15 protein-coding genes are annotated in these 18,085 nt (G+C 67.1%); 7 read left to right on the top strand and 8 right to left on the bottom strand.

Translation table 11 applies throughout. The features are described from left to right. Positions 1-3 precede the first annotated feature (3 nt). Positions 4-1,131, bottom strand: coding sequence for a coenzyme F420-0:L-glutamate ligase (locus D3I60_RS16440; RefSeq protein WP_262777661.1), 1,128 nt, complete (start codon positions 1,129-1,131; stop codon positions 4-6). 349 nt (positions 1,132-1,480) lie between these two features. On the opposite strand from D3I60_RS16440, the gene D3I60_RS19220 reads away from it, so the two are divergent. The 3 genes from D3I60_RS19220 to D3I60_RS16425 are packed head-to-tail and all read left to right on the top strand — an operon-like array spanning position 1,481 to position 6,473. Then, on the top strand, positions 1,481-1,921 hold the full coding sequence (locus tag D3I60_RS19220; protein WP_276330045.1) for a WhiB family transcriptional regulator: 441 nt from the start codon (positions 1,481-1,483) through the stop codon (positions 1,919-1,921). Next, a complete protein-coding gene (locus D3I60_RS16430) occupies positions 1,918-5,019 on the top strand; it encodes a glycosyl transferase (protein ID WP_262777659.1) in 3,102 nt (1,033 codons plus the stop codon). Before D3I60_RS19220 ends, D3I60_RS16430 begins: the two co-directional genes overlap by 4 nt. Further along, positions 5,016-6,473 (top strand): DUF5719 family protein, encoded by a 1,458-nt coding sequence (locus D3I60_RS16425; RefSeq protein WP_262777657.1) that lies wholly within the window; start codon positions 5,016-5,018, stop codon positions 6,471-6,473. The genes D3I60_RS16430 and D3I60_RS16425 overlap by 4 nt, the downstream gene beginning before the upstream one ends. A gap of 37 nt (positions 6,474-6,510) precedes the next feature. Here D3I60_RS16425 and D3I60_RS16420 read toward each other — a convergent pair whose 3' ends face one another. Further along, positions 6,511-6,873 carry a metallopeptidase family protein gene (locus tag D3I60_RS16420; protein WP_262777655.1) on the bottom strand — a complete coding sequence of 121 codons (363 nt, stop codon included), beginning with the start codon at positions 6,871-6,873 and terminating at the stop codon, positions 6,511-6,513. 88 nt (positions 6,874-6,961) lie between these two features. On the opposite strand from D3I60_RS16420, the gene D3I60_RS16415 reads away from it, so the two are divergent. The 3 genes from D3I60_RS16415 to ahcY all read left to right on the top strand — a co-directional run bounded on the left by D3I60_RS16415 (position 6,962) and on the right by ahcY (position 10,431). Beyond that, positions 6,962-7,318, top strand: a complete 357-nt coding sequence (locus tag D3I60_RS16415) for a DUF3499 domain-containing protein (protein ID WP_262778011.1) — start codon at positions 6,962-6,964, stop codon at positions 7,316-7,318. After that, positions 7,315-8,799: a phosphomannomutase/phosphoglucomutase gene (gene manB / locus D3I60_RS16410; protein WP_262777653.1), complete on the top strand. Its 1,485-nt coding sequence runs from the start codon at positions 7,315-7,317 to the stop codon at positions 8,797-8,799. The genes D3I60_RS16415 and manB overlap by 4 nt, the downstream gene beginning before the upstream one ends. Before the next feature lie 171 nt (positions 8,800-8,970). After that, positions 8,971-10,431 carry an adenosylhomocysteinase gene (gene ahcY, locus D3I60_RS16405; RefSeq protein ID WP_262777652.1) on the top strand — a complete coding sequence of 487 codons (1,461 nt, stop codon included), beginning with the start codon at positions 8,971-8,973 and terminating at the stop codon, positions 10,429-10,431. A 125-nt stretch (positions 10,432-10,556) separates the two neighbouring features. Here ahcY and D3I60_RS16400 read toward each other — a convergent pair whose 3' ends face one another. Continuing rightward, on the bottom strand, positions 10,557-11,381 hold the full coding sequence (locus tag D3I60_RS16400; RefSeq protein ID WP_262777650.1) for an RDD family protein: 825 nt from the start codon (positions 11,379-11,381) through the stop codon (positions 10,557-10,559). 113 nt (positions 11,382-11,494) lie between these two features. Here D3I60_RS16400 and D3I60_RS16395 point away from each other — a divergent pair, with 113 nt between their 5' ends. Then, the gene (locus D3I60_RS16395; RefSeq protein WP_262777648.1) at positions 11,495-12,493 is read left to right on the top strand and encodes a stage II sporulation protein M; all 999 of its coding nucleotides are present in this window, start codon (positions 11,495-11,497) and stop codon (positions 12,491-12,493) included. Between the two features lie 41 nt (positions 12,494-12,534). Here the strand turns inward: D3I60_RS16395 and D3I60_RS16390 are convergent, their stop codons facing one another. Genes D3I60_RS16390 through D3I60_RS16370 form a run of 5 tightly spaced genes read right to left on the bottom strand, consistent with a single transcriptional unit; the run spans position 12,535 to position 17,925 of the window. Further along, entirely contained in the window at positions 12,535-13,821 is a 1,287-nt protein-coding gene (locus D3I60_RS16390) for a DUF58 domain-containing protein (protein ID WP_262777646.1), read from the bottom strand. Further along, positions 13,822-14,898, bottom strand: coding sequence for an AAA family ATPase (locus D3I60_RS16385; RefSeq protein ID WP_262777645.1), 1,077 nt, complete (start codon positions 14,896-14,898; stop codon positions 13,822-13,824). After that, positions 14,895-16,154 carry a DUF4350 domain-containing protein gene (locus tag D3I60_RS16380; RefSeq protein ID WP_262777643.1) on the bottom strand — a complete coding sequence of 420 codons (1,260 nt, stop codon included), beginning with the start codon at positions 16,152-16,154 and terminating at the stop codon, positions 14,895-14,897. The genes D3I60_RS16385 and D3I60_RS16380 overlap by 4 nt, the downstream gene beginning before the upstream one ends. Beyond that, complete coding sequence (locus D3I60_RS16375; RefSeq protein WP_262777642.1) at positions 16,151-16,879, bottom strand: DUF4129 domain-containing protein; 729 nt, start codon at positions 16,877-16,879, stop codon at positions 16,151-16,153. The genes D3I60_RS16380 and D3I60_RS16375 overlap by 4 nt, the downstream gene beginning before the upstream one ends. Next, on the bottom strand, positions 16,876-17,925 hold the full coding sequence (locus tag D3I60_RS16370) for a hypothetical protein (protein ID WP_262777640.1): 1,050 nt from the start codon (positions 17,923-17,925) through the stop codon (positions 16,876-16,878). Before D3I60_RS16370 ends, D3I60_RS16375 begins: the two co-directional genes overlap by 4 nt. Positions 17,926-18,085: the final 160 nt, after the last annotated feature.

Here is an 18,085-nt window from a genome sequence, read left to right as displayed (position 1 = left end):
GGGTCAGGGAACGATGAGGCCGATGTCGATCGTCACCCCGCGGGGGAAGGCCCCGAGCTCACCATCGACCCAGTGATAGCGCGTGGAGGCGCTGAGGTCCTCGGCGAAGAGCGCTGTATGGAGGCGTTCGACGAGAGAACCGAGCCCGACCATCGCCTCGAGCAGGGGCGGGCCGCCCGACTGAGCGGTCGCCGGCGAGTCAGAGGGGCTGAGCGTGATCCGCGATCCCGACCCTTCGATGCGCATCCGCCATGCCGCATGGCCCGGGGTCCGCGACTGCCCGGCGCGGACGACGCGGATCGCTCGAGACACCCTTTCGAGGATGTCGTCGCTGTTGTCGCCGGCAGGGGCGCTGCCGGGCAGGTCGGTGACTCCCAGACCGCGCTGAATGGCTTCGACATGGCCGTGTCGGAACCAGTCCTCGCCGAGGTCGCGGGAGAGCGCACGGGCGCCTTCGCGACCGTTGTCGAGGTATCCGCCGGCTCCGCGGACCAACGCCATGGGCAGTCCGCGGGAGGAGCCCTTGACCAAGTCGGCGGCCGCTGCGATCTCATCGGCGATCGCGCGCACCGTCACGGTCTGGACGCGCCCGTCGTCGTCGGGGCGACCGCGCTGGTCGTCGAGACCGGAGAACCCGGACAGACCGATGGCGATATCGCCGACCCCGACCCGCCACGGCCGTGAACTCGTATCCGAGATGACCAGACCGATACGCACCTCGAAAGCCTGCTCGACCCGTCGACGCAGGCCATCGGCGGATCGGTCGCTGTCGAGCGGGTGGAGGATGACGGCTCCGCCGGAGTTCGACTGGTCGAGACCCGCTGCGGCCTGAACGGTGCCCGCCGGGGTGCGCACGATCTGCACGGTGGTGCCGGATCGATAGGAGCGTTCAGCGACCAAGTGGGTGCCGGTCTCCGCGACGAGCTCCTCGAACTCGGCACGATCTGAGACCGTGCGCAGGCGTCCCTCGGCCTTGGAGACGACTTTCGAGGCGACGACGAGGATATCGCCGTCCTTGAGGTCGATGCGGTTGCGCCGGAGGGCGTTGATGAGGATCGCGGGGAGGTCGGAACCCGACGCGATCTCTTCCTCGACGGGAGGCGCGTAGACGGTGAGCAGACGGTCATTCATGCCGGGCCACCGGTGATTCCACTCTCATCTCTCCATAATCCCATTGTGGGTGCCCACTTTCTAAATTCTCCAGGTTTGCTCAGGCGAATCCCACAGGTTGTGCCCTATGACTGGGCTGTGACCTATATATGGGGTTCCGGGCGCGTGTGCATGTGAACGCGTGTTCGAATAGCGTCTCACGGGGTGTCTCGTTACTCCATAAGGGCTTGACGGGGCGGTAATGACACGCGTGTAATTTATACCTAAGGGGAACGCGCCGAGCAGGGATCCTTCAGGATTCGACCGTACATCGGACTGATCGCCTCAGTCACGGTACTGGACCTGCTCGAGTGTGAGAAAGGGGAAAACCGTGCAAAGTGCACAGAGAGAATGGCGGGAGAGAGAAGACTTCACCGCCGCACCGGGAGTCACCTCCCGCCGTGCCGAAGACTGGTTCATCGAACCGGGAGCACGTACACCCGAGACGCTGCCGGATCCGCTGGCCGTCGATCCGAGCGATCTGACGCCGCTGCCGCCGGACAACTCCGCCGTCTCTCCGCTGTCCCTGCTGCTGGGAGCCGCAGACGACGGTGAACTGTCCTGGCAGGACCAGGCCCTCTGCGCTCAGACCGACCCTGAGGCGTTCTTCCCGGAGAAAGGCGGATCGACTCGTGAAGCCAAGCGGGTCTGCGCCTCCTGCGACGTCCGTTCCGAATGCCTCGAATATGCTCTCGCCAACGATGAGCGCTTCGGCATCTGGGGCGGAATGTCCGAACGCGAACGCCGCCGACTCAAGAAAAAGGTCGTGTGAGTCAAGCCGTCACCATCGTCGTCGTCGCCGGCGACGACGCCAGCAAGGTCGAGCTCGAAACAGCTCTTCGTCCGCACTACCCCGAGACCCCCGTGGTGGATCTCGGGGGGCGGACGGTCCGCGAAGCCGGTGAGATGCCGGAGATCGCAGAGTCGGATTTCCTATGGTTCCTCACCCCTGACTCCCGTCCCGAACCAGACTGCCTCGATGAGCTGCTCGACGCCATCGGGGAGACGGAATCCATCGCCGCCGTCGGACCGAAGCTCATATGCTCCGGCCGCATCGTCTCCGCCGGAGTGAGCACCACCTCGGCGGGGGAGCGTTTCAACCCCGTCGGCTCCGGGGAGATCGACCAGGGCCAGCGCGACAGTCAGATCGAAACTCTGGGCCTCGACCTGCCTGGCCTGCTCATGGCCACCATCGAACTCGAGCGCATCGGGGCACCCTCCCGTGTGCTCGGTCCCGCCTATTCCGGTCTCGAATACTCCCGTCGTCTGCGCGACCTCGGCGCCCGCGTGCTGCTGGCCCCGCGTGCACGGATGGAGATCTCCGCTGCGTCCGCTGCCCGACTCGGCTCCTCGCCCCACCCGCCGAGGTCGAAGTCCCAGATCCGGACGGAGCAGCGCTACCGTCTCAGCCTCGCCGGCCAGGGGCTGGTCTCGCTCTTCTGTCTCCTTGCTCTCGGCCACCTCGGCCGCGTCATCGGCGGGCTGCTGTCGAATAACTTCCGTCCTGCCGGGTGGCACCTCGGTGCGCTCATCGGCCTTCCCACAGATGTGTCGACCACCGCCCCGCTGAGACGCGCCAACGCCCGTCGCAACCGTGTGGCCAGACGATCGAACACCGGACATGTCGCCGCGCTCTACGCCGATGACGAAGAACTCGCCGTTCAGCGCCGGACGATGAGCGGCGAGAGCGATGACTCTCGTCCGGCTGAGGTTCCCACCGGCGGTCCCGACGCCGATGCCGAACTCAACCCGGTCGGCGACACCGAAGAGGCCATCGACTCCTTCTCCCGTCTGGAGATCTCCGGCGGTTCCAGTCTGCTGCGTGCACCCCTGACCTATGTGATCCTCGCCGCCGTGGTGATGAGCGGGGTCATCAGCTTCCGACTCTTCGGCCCCGGCCATCTCGACGGCGGCGCTCTGGGCTCGACCGACATCGGCCTCGGTGAGATCGTCGACCGTCTCCTCGGACGTCACCTCGACGTCTCGACCGGTGCGGCGGTCCCGGCCGACCCCCACCACCTTGTCCTCGGTGTGCTCTCCCTCCTCTTCTTCGGCCATGTCGATGTCATGGTCCGCTCCCTGCTGTTGGCCGCACCGATCCTGGCCGCCATCACCGCCTACGCGGGCGCGGGCAGTGTGCTGGCGCGGCGGTGGGTGCGCGGCTTCGCCGCACTGCTGTGGATCGCGTCTCCGCTGTTCACGGCCGCACTGTCGGACGGCCGCCTCGGTGTGATCCTCGTCTGGATCTGTGCCCCGCTGGCGGTGCTGACTCTTCGCCGCAGCCTGAAGAGCGGGTCGATCGCTGCGGCAGCGGGCACCGGCCTGCTGCTGTTCGTCATCACCGCGGGCATTCCACTGCTCCTGCTGGTCACGGTCCTCGGCACCGCGGTGCTTCTCGTGGCAGGTCGCGGCCTGCGCCATCTGTGGCTGCTCGCCCCGACCGTGTTCCTGGGCTGGCCGTGGCTGTGGGCCGTCGTCCGCGAACCGGGAACTCTTCTCACGATGCCCGGACAGACCACGGCCACCGAGTCCGCGCCGACCTATCTGCTTGCCGTCGGGTTCCCTGCTCCGCTCGACATGTCCTGGCTGACGAAGCTGATCTCTGATCTCGGCTTCGGCGGGATCTCTGTCGGCACCCTCGAACTCTGGGCGCCGGTCCTGATGCTGCCGATGCTCATCCTGGCCTTCTTCACCCTCATCGAAGCCCGGCTCGAACTCTCCCGCCTGACCTGGGCGGTCGGACTCTACGTCGGCGGTCTCATCGTCGCCGCGATCCAGGTGCATCTGCCGGCGGAGACGGGACCGTTCCACCTCATCGCCTCATACCCTGCAGCGGGACTGACCCTGGTCTGCCTGGGGTCGATCCTGCTGCTGTCCCTCGGCGCCGACCGCACCGTGGGCCGCCGCCCCGGGCGCAGCCGAGATGCCGGTTCGTCCTCTGCGAAGAGTGCGGCCAAGGGAAACTCCGCGGCTTCCGGTCGGCTGCCGATGCGCGGCCTTGTCGGGCTCGTGACCGTAGCGGCCATCGGGCTCATCGCCATCGGCGCCGGACGGGCCACGTCCTCGCCCGAGGCGGTCACCGCGACCTCCGACAGCAACGTCCCCGCGCTGGCCGCTGACCGCGCAGCGGGGGAGACCCAAGCGCGCACCCTCCGCTTGGACAATGTCGACGGAGAGGTTCTGGCCACCCTCATCTCCTCCGCCGACGGCACGGTGCTGGGCACATCGACGGTGGTCTCGGCAGAAACCGTCGGAGGGTGGCCGTGGCAGCGCCGCCCGCTGCCGATCACTCCCGATCAGGTGCTAGTGGCTCAGGCCGCGTCCGCGCTCTCGGCCGATGACGCCGGTGACCTCGGCAGCATCCTCGGCGAACTCGGAGTCGATTTCGTCCTCGTCGGCCCCGAGGCCGGCAGCCTGACCAACTCGGTATCCGTCTCCGAGGGCCTCCTGCCGGTCGGGCCCACCTCGTCCGGGCAGCTGTGGCGCGTCGACAAACCCTACAGCGGCCGTTTTCTCATCCGCGACGCCGACGGCCAGGTGTCGACGGCGGCGATGAAGGGCACCACCGCGACGGTGCCGGCCGGTCAGGAGGGGCGCACCTTGACCATCGCCGATGCAGCGCACGGAATCACCGCGAGCATCGACGGCGAGCCGCTGCCGCAGCCGAAGCCCGGCGAAGAGGCGTGGGCAAGCGAATTCGACCTTCCTGCAGCCGGGGGAACGGTCGAGATCTCGCTGACCTCACCCCTCTACCCGGTCGGCGTCATCGTCGGATGGGTGCTCGGACTGCTCAGCCTCATCGTCGCCATCCCTTTCGGCCGGGCGGGAAATGTGACGCGGAAGACCGGCCGTGAGGAGCAGCAGGCATGAAGCACCAGCGCAGCATCGTCACCTTCACGGCCATCGCCGTGCCCGGGGTGCTCGTGGCCATGACCTCGTTCCTCACCCCGTTGACCCCCGGCACGCTGGACCGCAGTCCGGAACAGGTGCGCATGCCCACCGCCGACACCCGCGTCGTCTGTCCCGGCCCCCTGCTCACAGCAGGAGAAGCCGAAGGCACCGACGCCGAATTCGTCGACGATTCGAAGGTCTCGACCCGTGTCGTCTCCGCCTCCGCGCCGATCGGCGCCGCAGACGGATCGACCTCCTCGGCTCGTCTCCAGGTCGCCGATCTCGGCGGTTCGATCGACTTCGACAATCCTTCCGGCCAGGGCTTCGTCTCCGGGGACGACAGCATCGACTCGACGAAGCTCGTCACCGGTTTCGCCCGTCCTGGGGCTCCTGCCCTGACAACCGGTCTCGAAACCGTCGAAGGCAGCTCCGGTGACCTCACGGGCCTGGCCACCCTCACCTGCGCCCAGGCATCGAGCAGCTTCCGGATCGTCGCCGGATCCGGAGCCACCGGCTCGAACTCGCAGCTGCTGCTGAGCAACCCGGGAGACGTTCCCGTGCAGGCGAAGGTTGCGCTCATGACTCCGGGCGGCGAATCCGCCGAACCGACCGAACTCAGCATCAAGGCCGGTCAGCAGCGTGCCGTCCCGCTGGGCGGGCTGGCAGGGGGTGCCGAGGCCCTCGCCGTCGACGTCACCGTCGACGGCGGAGTCCTGGCCGGTTCCGTCCAGGAGACCGTCCTCGACGGACTCAAACCGCAGGGCATCGACCTCGCTGCCGGCGGGGCAGGGGCCGATCGCCAGCAGGTGCTCACCGGGCTCAGCGGCAAGGACGCGCGAGTCCGGGTTGCGAACCCGAGCAGCGACCTCGCCGAGGTATCCCTGAAGGCGTACGGGCCGGACGGAGAGATCGACATTCCCCGTTCCTCGATGACCGTTGTCGGCCGCGGTGTCGCCGAGGCCGATCTCGGGGATCTCGACGCCACGAGCCTCGTCGTCGAATCCTCTCAGCGCGTCCAGGCCGGAGCCTTCATCGGCAAGGACGGAGAGAAGGGAGCCGCCGACTTCGGCAGCATCCCGTCGACCGATTCCCTCGCCGAGACCCAGATTCTGGCGCTTCCTCGCACCGGTGAGTCATCCCTGAACCTCTCGCCCGGTCAGGGACATGTGCAGGTGCAGGGAATGCTCGACGACGGTTCGCTGACCGATCCTCAATCGATCGACCTCAACCCGACGGGAACGACCGTGCTCAATCCGAGCGACGTCTCCGAGGAGTCGGTGCGCGCACTCGTCCTCAAAGGATCCCAAGCCTCGGGCTCACAGGCCGATGGGGTGCATGCGACCCTCGTCGTGACCACCGAAGACGGAATCTCCACGGTCGTCCCGGCGCCTGCCCCGGCAGGTGTGGCCTACCGCGATATCCGGCTCGGCTGAGGTCTCGCGAACCAGGTTCCTGCGGAGACTGCGGATCTCAGGTGCGACGGAGGATATCGACCTGGTCCGCCACCACCTCGGCGATGAGCGCATCCCGGGCGTCACTGCCGGCATGATCTTCGATCACCCGCCGATAGAGGACGATATGGGTGGGACGGTCCCCTGCCGCCGGGAACACACGGCCGAAGCTCGGTTCGGTCGAACTCGCCGGTGGGACGGAATCGACGGCCAGCACCACCTCGGCGAGGAGGACGGGTTCGTGCCTGCGCATGCGGGCGAATTCGGCGGCCGCGACCTTCGCAAAACTCTCCGCCCGACTCAGCCGCGCGGGCACCTCGGCCCGGTGCAGCGGAGACCGCAGACCCCGCCCATGTCGGTCGCGATGTCGCCTTGGTCTCATAGCACTTCATTCTACGTGCGGTGCCGCCGTGCCTGAGCGAATCGGCGGGGTGCGGCGTGTAGAGTGTGGGACTGTGTCAGCCGTGAGAATGTGTTCAAAAGTCAGCTGTTCGCGCCCCGCCGCCGCCACTATGACGTACGTGCACGCCGATGCGACCGTCGTCATCGGACCTCTGGGCAGGCGCGCCGAACCGGGCGCTCATGACCTGTGCGCCGAACATGCGGCGAAGCTGACCCCGCCAGTGGATTGGCAGCTCATCCGCGTCGACTCCGGGCAGGCCCCGCCCGAACGCAGCCATGACGACCTGCTGGCGATCGCCGACGCCGTGCGCGAGGCCGCCGATCGCGCCGATCAGACCCCGGCCCGGAACGCACCGCGACCGGCCGACGATCCGGCCGTTTCGGGACGTCGACACGGTCACCTGCGCATCATCGGCGACTCATGAGCCACAGCGAGCCGGACTCGACCCGAATCGAACCCGCCCAACAGATCCCGACCGACTCCGAACTCGGACGAGCCCGGACGGCTGCCCTCGACGCCGCCGTCGGAGCCTACGACATCCGCGGTCGCATTCCCGACCAGCTCGACGAGGACATCCTGTTCGCCCTCGGCTGGGCAACGGCCCGAGCCATGGCTGAGATCCACACCGCCACCGAGGTGGTCATCGGCCACGATATGCGACCGAGCTCTCCCGGATTCGCCCACTCCTTCGCCGCGGGAGTCGACGCCGCCGGCTCGACGGCCGTCCTGCTGGGGCTGTGCTCGACCGATCAGCTCTACTTCGCCTCGGGCATCTTCGATCTGCCCGGCGCTATGATCACAGCCAGTCACAATCCCGCCGACTACAACGGGATCAAGATCTGCGGACCTCGCGCCGCCGGAGTCAGCCTGGCCTCCGGACTTTCGCGAGTCAGGGAACTCGCGATCACGGCACCACAGACCGACGGCCGGACCATCGCCGAAGATGAGACTGCCGCATCCCGGATGCGGGAGCAGTACGCGGCACGGATCCGCGAACTCACCCACGTCCACGAGGTCACGGGACTGTCGATCGTGCTCGACGCCGGAAACGGCATGGCCGGGCGCCTCCTCGGGGAGGTCTTCGGCACGGACGCGGGGGCCGCCTCGGTGCCCTTCGGCGTCATCGGCCTCTTCACCGAACTCGACGGGACCTTCCCCAACCACGAGGCGAACCCGCTCAATCCCGAGAACCTCGTCGACGCGGCACGCGCTGTCGTCGACAACGGCGCCGATCTCGGACTCGTCTTCGACGGGGACGCCGACCGCTGCTTCTTCATCGACGAGACCGGAGCGACGATGTCGGCCTCGGCCGTCGGCGCACTCGTCGCCGAACGCGAGATCGCACGGGCCCGGGCACTCGGCGACGACCGACCCACCGTCATCCACAACCTCATCACCTCCCGCAGCGTGGCCGAGACGATCACCGCTGCCGGCGGACACGCACTGCGGTCGAAGGTCGGCCATTCGGGCATCAAGACGCTCATGCGCGAAACAGGAGCCGTCTTCGCCTGCGAACACTCCGCACACTTCTACTTCGACGAGTTCTTCGGGGCGGACTCGGGAATGCTCGCCGCCTGTCACCTCATCGCCGCCCTCGCCCAATCACGTGCTCCCGCCTCCCGTCTGGTTGCCGACTATGACCGGTTCGTGCAGTCGGGGGAGATCAACTTCACCGTCGCCGACCCCGACGCTGTGCTCGCCGACTTCGCCGCGCATGCCGGAGACTTCCCAGAGAACACCGTCGACGACCTCGACGGTATCGGCCTGCAGGGTGCGGACTGGTGGGTGAACCTGCGCAAGTCCAATACCGAACCCCTCGTCCGGCTCAACGTCGAAGCCGCCGATTCGGCGCAGGTGGACGCGCTCACCCGCCGGGTCACGGGCCTCGTCAACGAGCACGCCTGAAGCCGGATCGACGGCAGCCGGTTCTCTGCTTCCGTTTCTCGGCAGCAGGGCAGCATGGGTATGACCGCTCGCCTACAGTCTTCGCTGTCCGCAGAACGAGCATGACGCGACAAGCCGCCTGCCCGGCAATAGACTCGAAGCCGATCAGACAGCCCGCCGTATGGAGGTACCGTGCTCGATTCCACTGACTTCAAGGTCGCCGATCTCAGCTTGGCCGAGGCCGGCCGCCATCAGATCCGCCTCGCCGAAAGGGAGATGCCGGGCCTCATGGCGCTGCGTGAGGAATACGCCTCGACGACACCGCTGGCCGGGGCCCGCATCGCCGGCAGCCTGCACATGACCGTGCAGACGGCTGTCCTCATCGAGACCCTCGTCGCACTCGGTGCAGACGTCCGGTGGGCCAGCTGCAATATCTTCTCCACGCAGGACGAGGCCGCGGCGGCCGTCGTCGTCGGCTCCGGCACTCCCGAGGCTCCGGCCGGCGTCCCCGTCTTCGCATGGAAGGGCGAGACCCTCGAAGAGTACTGGTGGGCCGCTGACAAGATCTTCGACTTCGCGGATGGACCGAACCTCATCCTCGACGACGGCGGCGACGCCACCATGTACGTGCTCAAGGGCACCGAGTTCGAAGCCGCCGGGGGAGTGCCCACCGCCGGCGCCGAGGACTCGGAGGAGTTCAAGGTCCTGCTCAAGCAGATCGCCGCGTCCATCGAGTCGGCCCCCGGGCGCTTCGCCCGTCTGGTCGCCGGAATCAAGGGCGTGAGCGAGGAGACGACGACCGGAGTCAACCGCCTCTACCGCCTCGCCGAACAGGGGACTCTGCCGTTCCCTGCCATCAACGTCAACGATTCGGTGACGAAGTCGAAGTTCGACAATCGCTACGGCATCCGCCATTCGCTGCCCGATGGACTCAACCGTGCCACCGACGTCCTCATCGGCGGAAAGATCGCCGTCGTCATCGGCTACGGCGACGTCGGCAAGGGTGCCGCCGAGGCGCTGCGCGGGCAGGGTGCGCGCGTCATCGTGACCGAGATCGATCCGATCTGTGCGCTGCAGGCCACGATGGACGGCTACCAGGTCGACCTCCTCGCTGAGGTGGCTCCCCACGCCGACATCATCATCACCACGACCGGAAACACCCGAGTCCTCGACGTCGACGTGCTGCAGACGCTCAAACCCGGCGCTATCGTCGGCAACGTCGGCCACTTCGATGAGGAGATCGATCTGGCAGGGCTGTCCCGGCTGCCCGGAGTGGAGAAGATCGAGATCAAACCGCAGGTCCACGAGTGGAGCGTGCCCGTGCCCGCCGAGGCGGGACTCGGTCGCGACCGCACGGACTTCCTCGTCCTCTCCGAAGGGCGCCTGCTCAACCTGGGCAACGCCACCGGCCATCCGTCGTTCGTGATGAGTGCGTCATTCAGCAATCAGGTGCTCGCCCAGATCGAGCTGTGGCACGCCCACGATGACTACGGCAACTCGGTGCACCGGCTGGCGAAGGAACTCGACGAGAAGGTGGCGCGCCTCCATCTGCCGGCGCTCGGGGCGAAGCTGTCCGAATTGAGCAAGGAACAGGCCGAGTACATCGGCGTCGACGTGGCAGGACCGTTCAAACCCGAGCACTACCGGTACTGATCGAGCACTGCCGGTGCGGTCCGGTCTGGCGGCGGAGCGGGCGAACCCGGTCGCAGTCCGGGACCGCTCCGCCGACCGAGGGCAGCCGAGCCGCGGCGTCAGCGGCGGACAGTCAGAATGCTTCGTCAGCGGCGGGTGAGGCTGAGGCCGTGGGGGAGCGTGTCGACTGCGGACCGGAAAGCGTTTGCACGGACGCTCCGACGGCGCTGTTTCTCGACATCGGCAATGCGCTGCCGATGGATGACCGCGGACAGGAACTGTTCGGGAAACGTTCCCTCCGGCGGGGCCGGAGCCACAAAGGGGTTGAGCTCGGTGGCGAGCTCGATCGCTCGTTGCCACCTCGACTCGGCACCGAGCTGGGGCGCCATGGCGAGGAACGCGACGATGCGCCGATGCAGACCGTCGGGGATCGATGTCACGTCTGTGCGGTTCAGCCATTCGTGCAGATGAGGGGCCACATGGGTGTGCATAGGCGGCAGAGGTCGGCTGCGTTCGCTGACGGCGATGGTCCCGGCCAGGTAGTCGCCGAGGCGCTTGGCCTGCGGTGAGAGCAGACCGGACAGAGCCGCGATGCCGCCGCCGCTGGACACGATCTCGAACGGCCACAGCAGAGCGCGGATGAAGGAATGGCGCAGCCGCACCGCACCGCCGTCGTCGCGAACAACGCGGAGCCCGAGGATGAGCTTGCCCAGCGAACGACCGTGACTGAGCACTTCGACGAGCATCGGCAGCAGCACGAACACGAAGATCGTCATCACGGTCATGAGTGAGCCGAGGAGCAGTCCGTTGAGATCGAGCACCTTGAGCATGAGCCAGAACGTGGCGATGAGCAGACCGACATTCACCAGCGAATAGACGATGTAGTCGATGAGACAGCTCAGTGCCCGCGCCGCGAGAGCGGCCGGTTGGACATTGAGTTCGACGGCTTCACCGGTGATCAGAGTGCTCACCCGACCATCGTGTCATATTGCCGCGTTCCGAGGTGGTCGTTTCGCCGAGAGCTTGCCGTGTGCCTCTCGCTGGGTCGGAGGTGCCGAGGCGTCGTCTCCGATAGGGTGGAGAGATGGATCCGAACCTGCTGGCCCAGCTGCACGGCGATGACTGGCTGGAGCTCTCGGCATTGGCGAAGAAGAACACGCTGACACCCGAGCAGACGACCCGTTTCCTCAAGCTCTACCGGACCGCGTCGAAGGATCTGTCGCGGATCACGACGGTGGCTCCCGACTCTCTCGAAGCCGCTCGGCTCTCGGCGATCGTCCACCGCTCCCGCAATCATCTCTCGTCCGTGCCCAGCGGAGGATTGTCCGGGCTCGCACGGTTCTTCGTCATCAGTCTGCCGCTGTCGCTGTACCGGCTGCGATGGGACTTCGTCGTCGTGGCCGCCGGATTCCTCGCCGTCGCCGTCCTGTCGGGCATCTGGGCGGGATCGCATCCGGAAGTGCTCGAGACCTTCGGGGATCGAGAGTTCCGACGACAGTTCGCCGAACATGATTTCGTCGACTACTACAAAGAGAACCCGAACGGCTTCTTCGCCGTCGGCGTGTGGACGAACAACGCGTGGATCGCCGTCCAGTTCGTCCTTCTCGGCATCACCGGCGGCTATGTCATCGTCGGACTGTTCTCGAATGCCGTCAACGTCGGCTTCTCCGGAGCGATGATGTTCGAGTTCGACCGGGCCTCCGACTTCTTCCTCTACATCCTGCCCCACGGGATCCCGGAGATCAGCTGCATCATCCTCGCCGCTGCCGCGGGTCTGCGTCTCTTCTTCGCCTGGGTGGTGCCGGGCCCCAGGCCGCGCCGCGACAAGCTCGCCTCCGAAGCTCGGTCGCTGCTCGTCGTCGCCGGCGGTCTCGTGCTGCTGCTGTTCGGTTCGGGACTCATCGAGGGCTTCGTGACCCCGAACCCGATTCCGCCGGCGGTCAAGATCGCCATCGGAGTGGCCTATACCGCGGCTGTCGTCGTCTACGCGTGGTACTTCGGCAAGCGCGCCGCCGCAGCCGGACTCAGCGCCGATCTCGACGAGCATCAGGCCGGATACTCGTTCATCTCCACCGACCGCTGATCAGATTGTCGCTGACAGTTCGCCGCTGAGCGGGGTCGCGGTCACAGCCCGCCGGAGACCTTGAGCCGGATGTAGAGATCGGCCAACGCTCCGGGAAGCTTCTCCGGCAGAGCCTGGACGGAGGAGATGCCGAGTCCGCGCAGCCGAGACTGCAGCGACGCCGTCGCGAGCATCTCGGCCTCGGCGGCCGCCGCTGTATAGACGTCGTCGGCGTCGCCGCGCCGGGCAGCCAGGTGCTCAAGTGCGGGATCTTCGACTCCGGCGACGACGACCCGGTGGTGTGCCGTGAGAGTCGGCAGCACGGGCAGGATGTCTTCGGCGATGGTCGCCTCATCGAGCTGAGTGACCAAGACGACGAGCGCCTGCTGCCGGGAGGTCTGCAGAACCGCAGCGGAGATCGACTCCCAGTTCGCCTCGTAGAGCTCCGGGTACACAGGCGTCAGCGCCACCGACAGGTCATGGACCGGATCATGAGCCCGATGGCTCGACGCGACGGCCCGCACCCGGGCATCGGCGACGATGACATCGACCCGATCGCCGGCCCCCGTGGCCAGAGCCGTCAACAGCAGCGACGTCTCGAGCGCGGCGTCGAAGACCGTTCCCTCACCACAGCGACGGGCGGCGAACCGGGAGGAATCGACGACGATGACGACGCGACGATCCTTTTCCGGCCGCCAGGTTTTGACCACGAGATTCTGCGCGCGGGCGCTGGCTCGCCAGTCGATCGACCGGACATCGTCACCGTCGACGTAGTCGCGCAGCGAATCGAATTCCGTGCCCATTCCGCGGATCATCACCGCGGACCGTCCCTCGAGCTCCCGCAGCTTCTGCGTCTTCGACGGCAGCTCCCTCCGGGACACGAAAGGTGGCAGAACACGCACAGAGGCGGGAACATCGATGCTCTTCTGCCGATGGATCAGCCCGAGCTTGCTGCGACTGCGCACGGTCACCAGATCGCCGGGCAGCGCGCCGCGTCGAGTCGGCCCCAGCTCGGTGATCACCTCTGTCTGCTCGCCTGGTTCCAGCACGTGACGAGAACGGGTCTCGACCGCCCCGGCACTCGGTGCCCAGGCGTCGCGGACGTGGAGGCGCAGCCGGCGGCTGGTCCCATTGATGAGAGTCAGCGTGCTGTGGGTGCTGTCGCCGAGGCGGACCATCGGTCCCGGTGTGCGCTGGACTTCCAAACCGTGGATCCGGGGAACGAAGAAGAAGTCGAGGACCGCTGCCAGGACGATCACACCGGCCACGATCAAGGCCGTCGGCCATGTGGGCACCAGCATGACGGGCACGAGGCCGAGAAGGGTGAGCAGGAACAGTCGGGTGGTCATTCAGCGGGGCACTTCGGTCGTGGCGATGATCGAGTCGAGGACCTGACCGACGTCCAGACCGTCCATCTGCGCTTCGGGGCGCAGGATGACCCGATGCGACAGCGACATATGGGCCAGAGCCTTGACGTCATCGGGGGTGACATAGTGTCGACCGCTCAGCCACGCATGAGCGCGGGCGGCTCCGATTATCCTCGTCGCTCCGCGAGGTGAGACGCCCAAGGCCAGGGACGGGGTCTGGCGGGTGGCTCGGGCGAGGTCGACGATATAGGTGATGATCTGCGGGGCGATGTAGATCTTGGCGATGGCCTCGCGTGCCCGGCCGATGAGTTCGGCATCGGCGACCGGACGCAGACCAGCCGCGGCCAGGGATCCGGCATCGAAGCCTCGGGCGTGACGGTCGAGGATCTCGAATTCGTGATCCCGTTCGGGCAGGTTGAGGACGAGTTTGAAGAGGAACCGGTCGAGCTGAGCCTCCGGGAGCGGATAGGTGCCTTCGTATTCGACGGGGTTCTGTGTGGCTGCGACGAGGAACGGTTCGGGCAGCTTCCGTGAGCGTCCCCCGACGGACACCTGATGCTCCTCCATCGCCTCGAGCAGGGCCGACTGGGTCTTAGGCGGGGTGCGGTTGATCTCATCGGCGATGAGGATGTTCGTGAACACCGGGCCGGGACGGAATGAGAAGTCCGAGACGGACGCGTCGTAGACCAGTGAACCGGTGACATCGCTGGGCATGAGGTCGGGAGTGAACTGCACACGGGAGCTGTCCAGACTGACCGCGGCGGCGAAGCTGCGCACGAGCAGAGTCTTCGCCACTCCGGGAACCCCTTCGAGAAGCACGTGGCCTTGGCACAGCAGTGCGATGAGCATTCCCGTCACTGCCTGGTCCTGGCCGACGACGGCCTTGGCGATCTCAGTGCGCACATCGATGAACGCCTCCCGGAGCGGGTCCGACTCAGCCTGCGCGCTGTCCGCGGCGGGGGTCTGCGGCGCGACCTGCTCCTGGGGCCGTGGTGCGGCCGGAGGCTGAGAGGCAACCGGTTCCTGAGGATTCGTGGGGCCCTGAGGCGGCTGGGTCATGGGATCTCACTTTCGATCTGGGTGAGCTGATGGACGAGTTCGGTGAGTTCCGCGTCGGTGTGAGCCGACGCGGAGACGAAGACATAGTGGAGACGGCCCGGATCGACTCCTGTGACTGCTGCGATGCGAGCGATGATGGTGGGGGTCCGGGCATCGGCGCTCAGACCTAGTCGTTTGGCGATGCGCAGCAGTGCTCCGGCCCGCAGAGTGTGCAGCGCCCCGTCGCGATCGTGGCTGCGCGCGCTCAGGGCGGCCCGGCCGTGCACGGTCTCGACAGCCGGCACGATGACAGGCAGACGCTCGAGAGCCAGCGGCCCGAACCGGCGCCCGATGACGAGCAGCAGGACGAGCAGGCAGGGGACCAGCCACATGACTCCGGCGAGGAACCAGCCGGGCACGAAATCGATCGTCGACGGAGGCGACTGCTGCTGTCCCGAACCGTCGAAGGTCGGATAGTAGACGACGAGGTTCTGCGTCTGGGACAGCTGCGAAAGCACGAGGGCGGCATTGCCCTCTTCGTCGATGTTCTCATTGGTCACCCAGTCGGGGTTGCCGAGCACGGTCAGCGGAACGGAACGGCCCGAATCGGTGAGGAGCTGTCCGCGTGCAGACCCAGGTGCCACCTCGGTGCCGTCGATCTCAGCGACCCCGGGGCCGGTGAACGGGTAGCAGGCGGTGATCCCTTCGGTGCCCTTCTTCGTCTCCGCGTATTCGACCTCGCCGGTGGATACGGCGCCGGCGCTGTGGGCGATCGGTGAGTCGCAGGACGGTGCGGACGTGGCCTCCGGATCGGCCAACGGGCTGAAGTTGTCGTTGACGGTGATCCGGTCGGTGAACTCCGACACCGTCGGACCGGGATCGACGAGGACGAGCCGGTTGCCGTGGGTGCGCAGAGCGTACTCGATGCCGGCGATGTCCCCGGGTGACAGAGCCGCGGTGTTCGCGGGAATGAGCAGGGTGGTGTCGGGTCGGGCGGCGGCCGAGCGGGCCTGCTCCTGATCCTCCGTGGTGGTGACATCGACGTCATGGTCGCGCAGGGTTTCGACGAGCGCCTTCGTGCCGGTGCGCTCTGTAGAGTCATAGTGCAGGGGCTCTGCGGACTCCTCGTCGCCGCTCAGCAGCACGAGCACGATCACGGTGACGAGGATGACGAAGGCCGCGACGATCCATACCGCAGCCGACCGCAGCCGAGCGCGCAGCTGAACCCGCGAGGTCGACCGGGTGCCGCGGGCGGCGATATCCAACTGTGCGCTCATACAGTTGCCTCCCGGCGGACCGGCAGTGCGCTCAGCGTCTGGTCGAGAGCGCACAGATCCGCATAGATCTCGCCGAGGCTGCGGTCGGCGCGTGTCTTCGCCGCGGTCACCTCCCCGTAGCGGAGGTCGTTGAAGACCTCGGCCACGCCGTGGACCGCGGGTCCGAGCTCGGGCAGGGCCGCCTCGGCGGAACGGGCGATCTCACTGGCAGTGGCCGAGGACTCGAGCGAGACGATCTGCTTGACGGACAGAACCGCGAAGATCGCTCGGGATTCGTCGATGACCGCGGTCTCGAAGCCCCCGGCTTGTGCGGCGCGGGCCGCGCTCTCGCGCCACGGGCCCGGTTCTGGCTGGGAGACTACGGGATCGAATGCGGACAGCGGGAGGCCGACGCGGCGGAATCCGGCCCGACGCACGCGCCAGACGATGAGGGCGATGATCGCGGCGAGGCCGAGGACGACAACGATGAGCAGCCACGGGGAGTTCGCGCCCAGGGCGGCGTTGACGAGCGAATCCCACAGGGAGGACAGCCACCGGCCGATCCGTTCCAAGGGGGTGAGGTCGTTGGCGGCGTATTCCGTTTTCGAGAGTTCGTGCTCGACCCATTCGCGGCCGGTGTCCCGGTCGATGTTCGCCGAGGCGGCGCGAAGCTGTGCCGCGCCCGGCTGGGAGGACGCGGCGGTGTGGAGGTGGCGGGCCGCCTCGGTGATGGGGGAGAGGATCATCGGTCCTCCTCGGCGCGGATGAGGACCAGGTCGAGCCCCTCCGAGCGCATCTGCTGATCGAAGAAGCAGACCGTGACCAGGCAGGCGAAATAGGCGAAGAGGACGGAGGAGGAGATGAGCGTGAGTGCGAGCAGCACACCCACGGAGACGATGGCGATGGCCGCCTGCGCCGTCGTCGACTCGGTTGCCGTCGTCATGCCGACGCCCAGGAGAACCGAGATGATGAAGACGATCGGGGTGATGATGAGCTGGACGAGCTGGTTGGACAGGAAGTAACCGAGCGCCAGCTGGCCGAGCATTCGCCAGAAGCCGCGTCCGGTCAGTTTCCAAGAACGTCGGATTCCGGCACGGACGCTCAGGTCCTCGACCGCGATCGCCGAACCGAGGAACGCCAGGCGCAGGTTGACCCAGATGAGCGCGACGAACCACAGCAGGGCGGCCAATGCGGCCCAGACGAAGGCGAGGACCGCCGAATCGGCGCCTAGGAACGGCAGCGTCGGGGCGGTGAGGGCCAGCAGCAGGCCGAGGTTGATTCCACTCATCAGCAGGGTGGCCAGGATGAGGCGCAGGCGGCGACCGGACAGGGACTTCCACGCCATCGACAGTGTGGTCCTGCGGGCGCCGAAGGAGGCGCGGGTTCCGGTGGCGATGACGCCGGAGAGCAGATGGGCCAAACCGAGGCTGAGCAGGCTGAGTGCCACCGACCCCAGCTGGGCCAGGGCGATGAAACCGGAGGCGGCATCCTCATTGCCGCTGAGGTCGTTGAAGAACGGCAGAAACTGCACTGCGATGAGGGCACCGATCGCAGTGAGCAGCAGGCTCCAGAGGGAGAAGACGATGAGAGACGAGCCGATGGACAGAGTCGGGATGAAACGCAGCAGGCGGAAGCCCGAATCCAGCGCCTCGATGAATGTCAGCGGACGTTTGGGCAGGATCCCGCGAGGGGGAGGCGGCTGCCATCCGCGTGAAGGCGGGGACGGTGAACGCCGCTGCCACCGGCCGGTGTGCCAGTCGACCTCCGAGGTCCATGCATTCGTCTGTCCCATCACGCCAATCCTGCCATGATTCGCCGGCGAGTGCCGAGAGGCCTCCCTGTCGGATTCGGTGCGCGTCGGTGGTGTTGATCCTGGCCGTCGGAGTGACAGCCCGGGGACGGTTCTGGGGCGGTTCGGGGTTGGTCTGAGGAGCCATCGGGAGGGGCGATCG

Source organism: Brevibacterium permense (assembly GCF_025506275.1).
In the GTDB taxonomy this organism is placed as follows: domain Bacteria; phylum Actinomycetota; class Actinomycetes; order Actinomycetales; family Brevibacteriaceae; genus Brevibacterium; species Brevibacterium permense_A.
This window is presented reverse-complemented; position numbering and strand designations above follow the sequence as displayed.

Excerpts from the sequence above, each read along its gene's own strand:
- D3I60_RS16440 (WP_262777661.1), bottom strand. The coding sequence starts at position 1,131 with ATGAATGACCGTCTGCTCACCGTCTACGCGCCTCCCGTCGAGGAAGAG.
- D3I60_RS16425 (WP_262777657.1), top strand. The coding sequence starts at position 5,016 with ATGAAGCACCAGCGCAGCATCGTCACCTTCACGGCCATCGCCGTGCCC.
- D3I60_RS16420 (WP_262777655.1), bottom strand. The coding sequence starts at position 6,873 with ATGAGACCAAGGCGACATCGCGACCGACATGGGCGGGGTCTGCGGTCT.
- D3I60_RS16415 (WP_262778011.1), top strand. The coding sequence starts at position 6,962 with ATGTGTTCAAAAGTCAGCTGTTCGCGCCCCGCCGCCGCCACTATGACG.
- manB (WP_262777653.1), top strand. The coding sequence starts at position 7,315 with ATGAGCCACAGCGAGCCGGACTCGACCCGAATCGAACCCGCCCAACAG.
- D3I60_RS16395 (WP_262777648.1), top strand. The coding sequence starts at position 11,495 with ATGGATCCGAACCTGCTGGCCCAGCTGCACGGCGATGACTGGCTGGAG.
- D3I60_RS16390 (WP_262777646.1), bottom strand. The coding sequence starts at position 13,821 with ATGACCACCCGACTGTTCCTGCTCACCCTTCTCGGCCTCGTGCCCGTC.
- D3I60_RS16385 (WP_262777645.1), bottom strand. The coding sequence starts at position 14,898 with ATGACCCAGCCGCCTCAGGGCCCCACGAATCCTCAGGAACCGGTTGCC.
- D3I60_RS16380 (WP_262777643.1), bottom strand. The coding sequence starts at position 16,154 with ATGAGCGCACAGTTGGATATCGCCGCCCGCGGCACCCGGTCGACCTCG.
- D3I60_RS16375 (WP_262777642.1), bottom strand. The coding sequence starts at position 16,879 with ATGATCCTCTCCCCCATCACCGAGGCGGCCCGCCACCTCCACACCGCC.
- D3I60_RS16370 (WP_262777640.1), bottom strand. The coding sequence starts at position 17,925 with ATGGGACAGACGAATGCATGGACCTCGGAGGTCGACTGGCACACCGGC.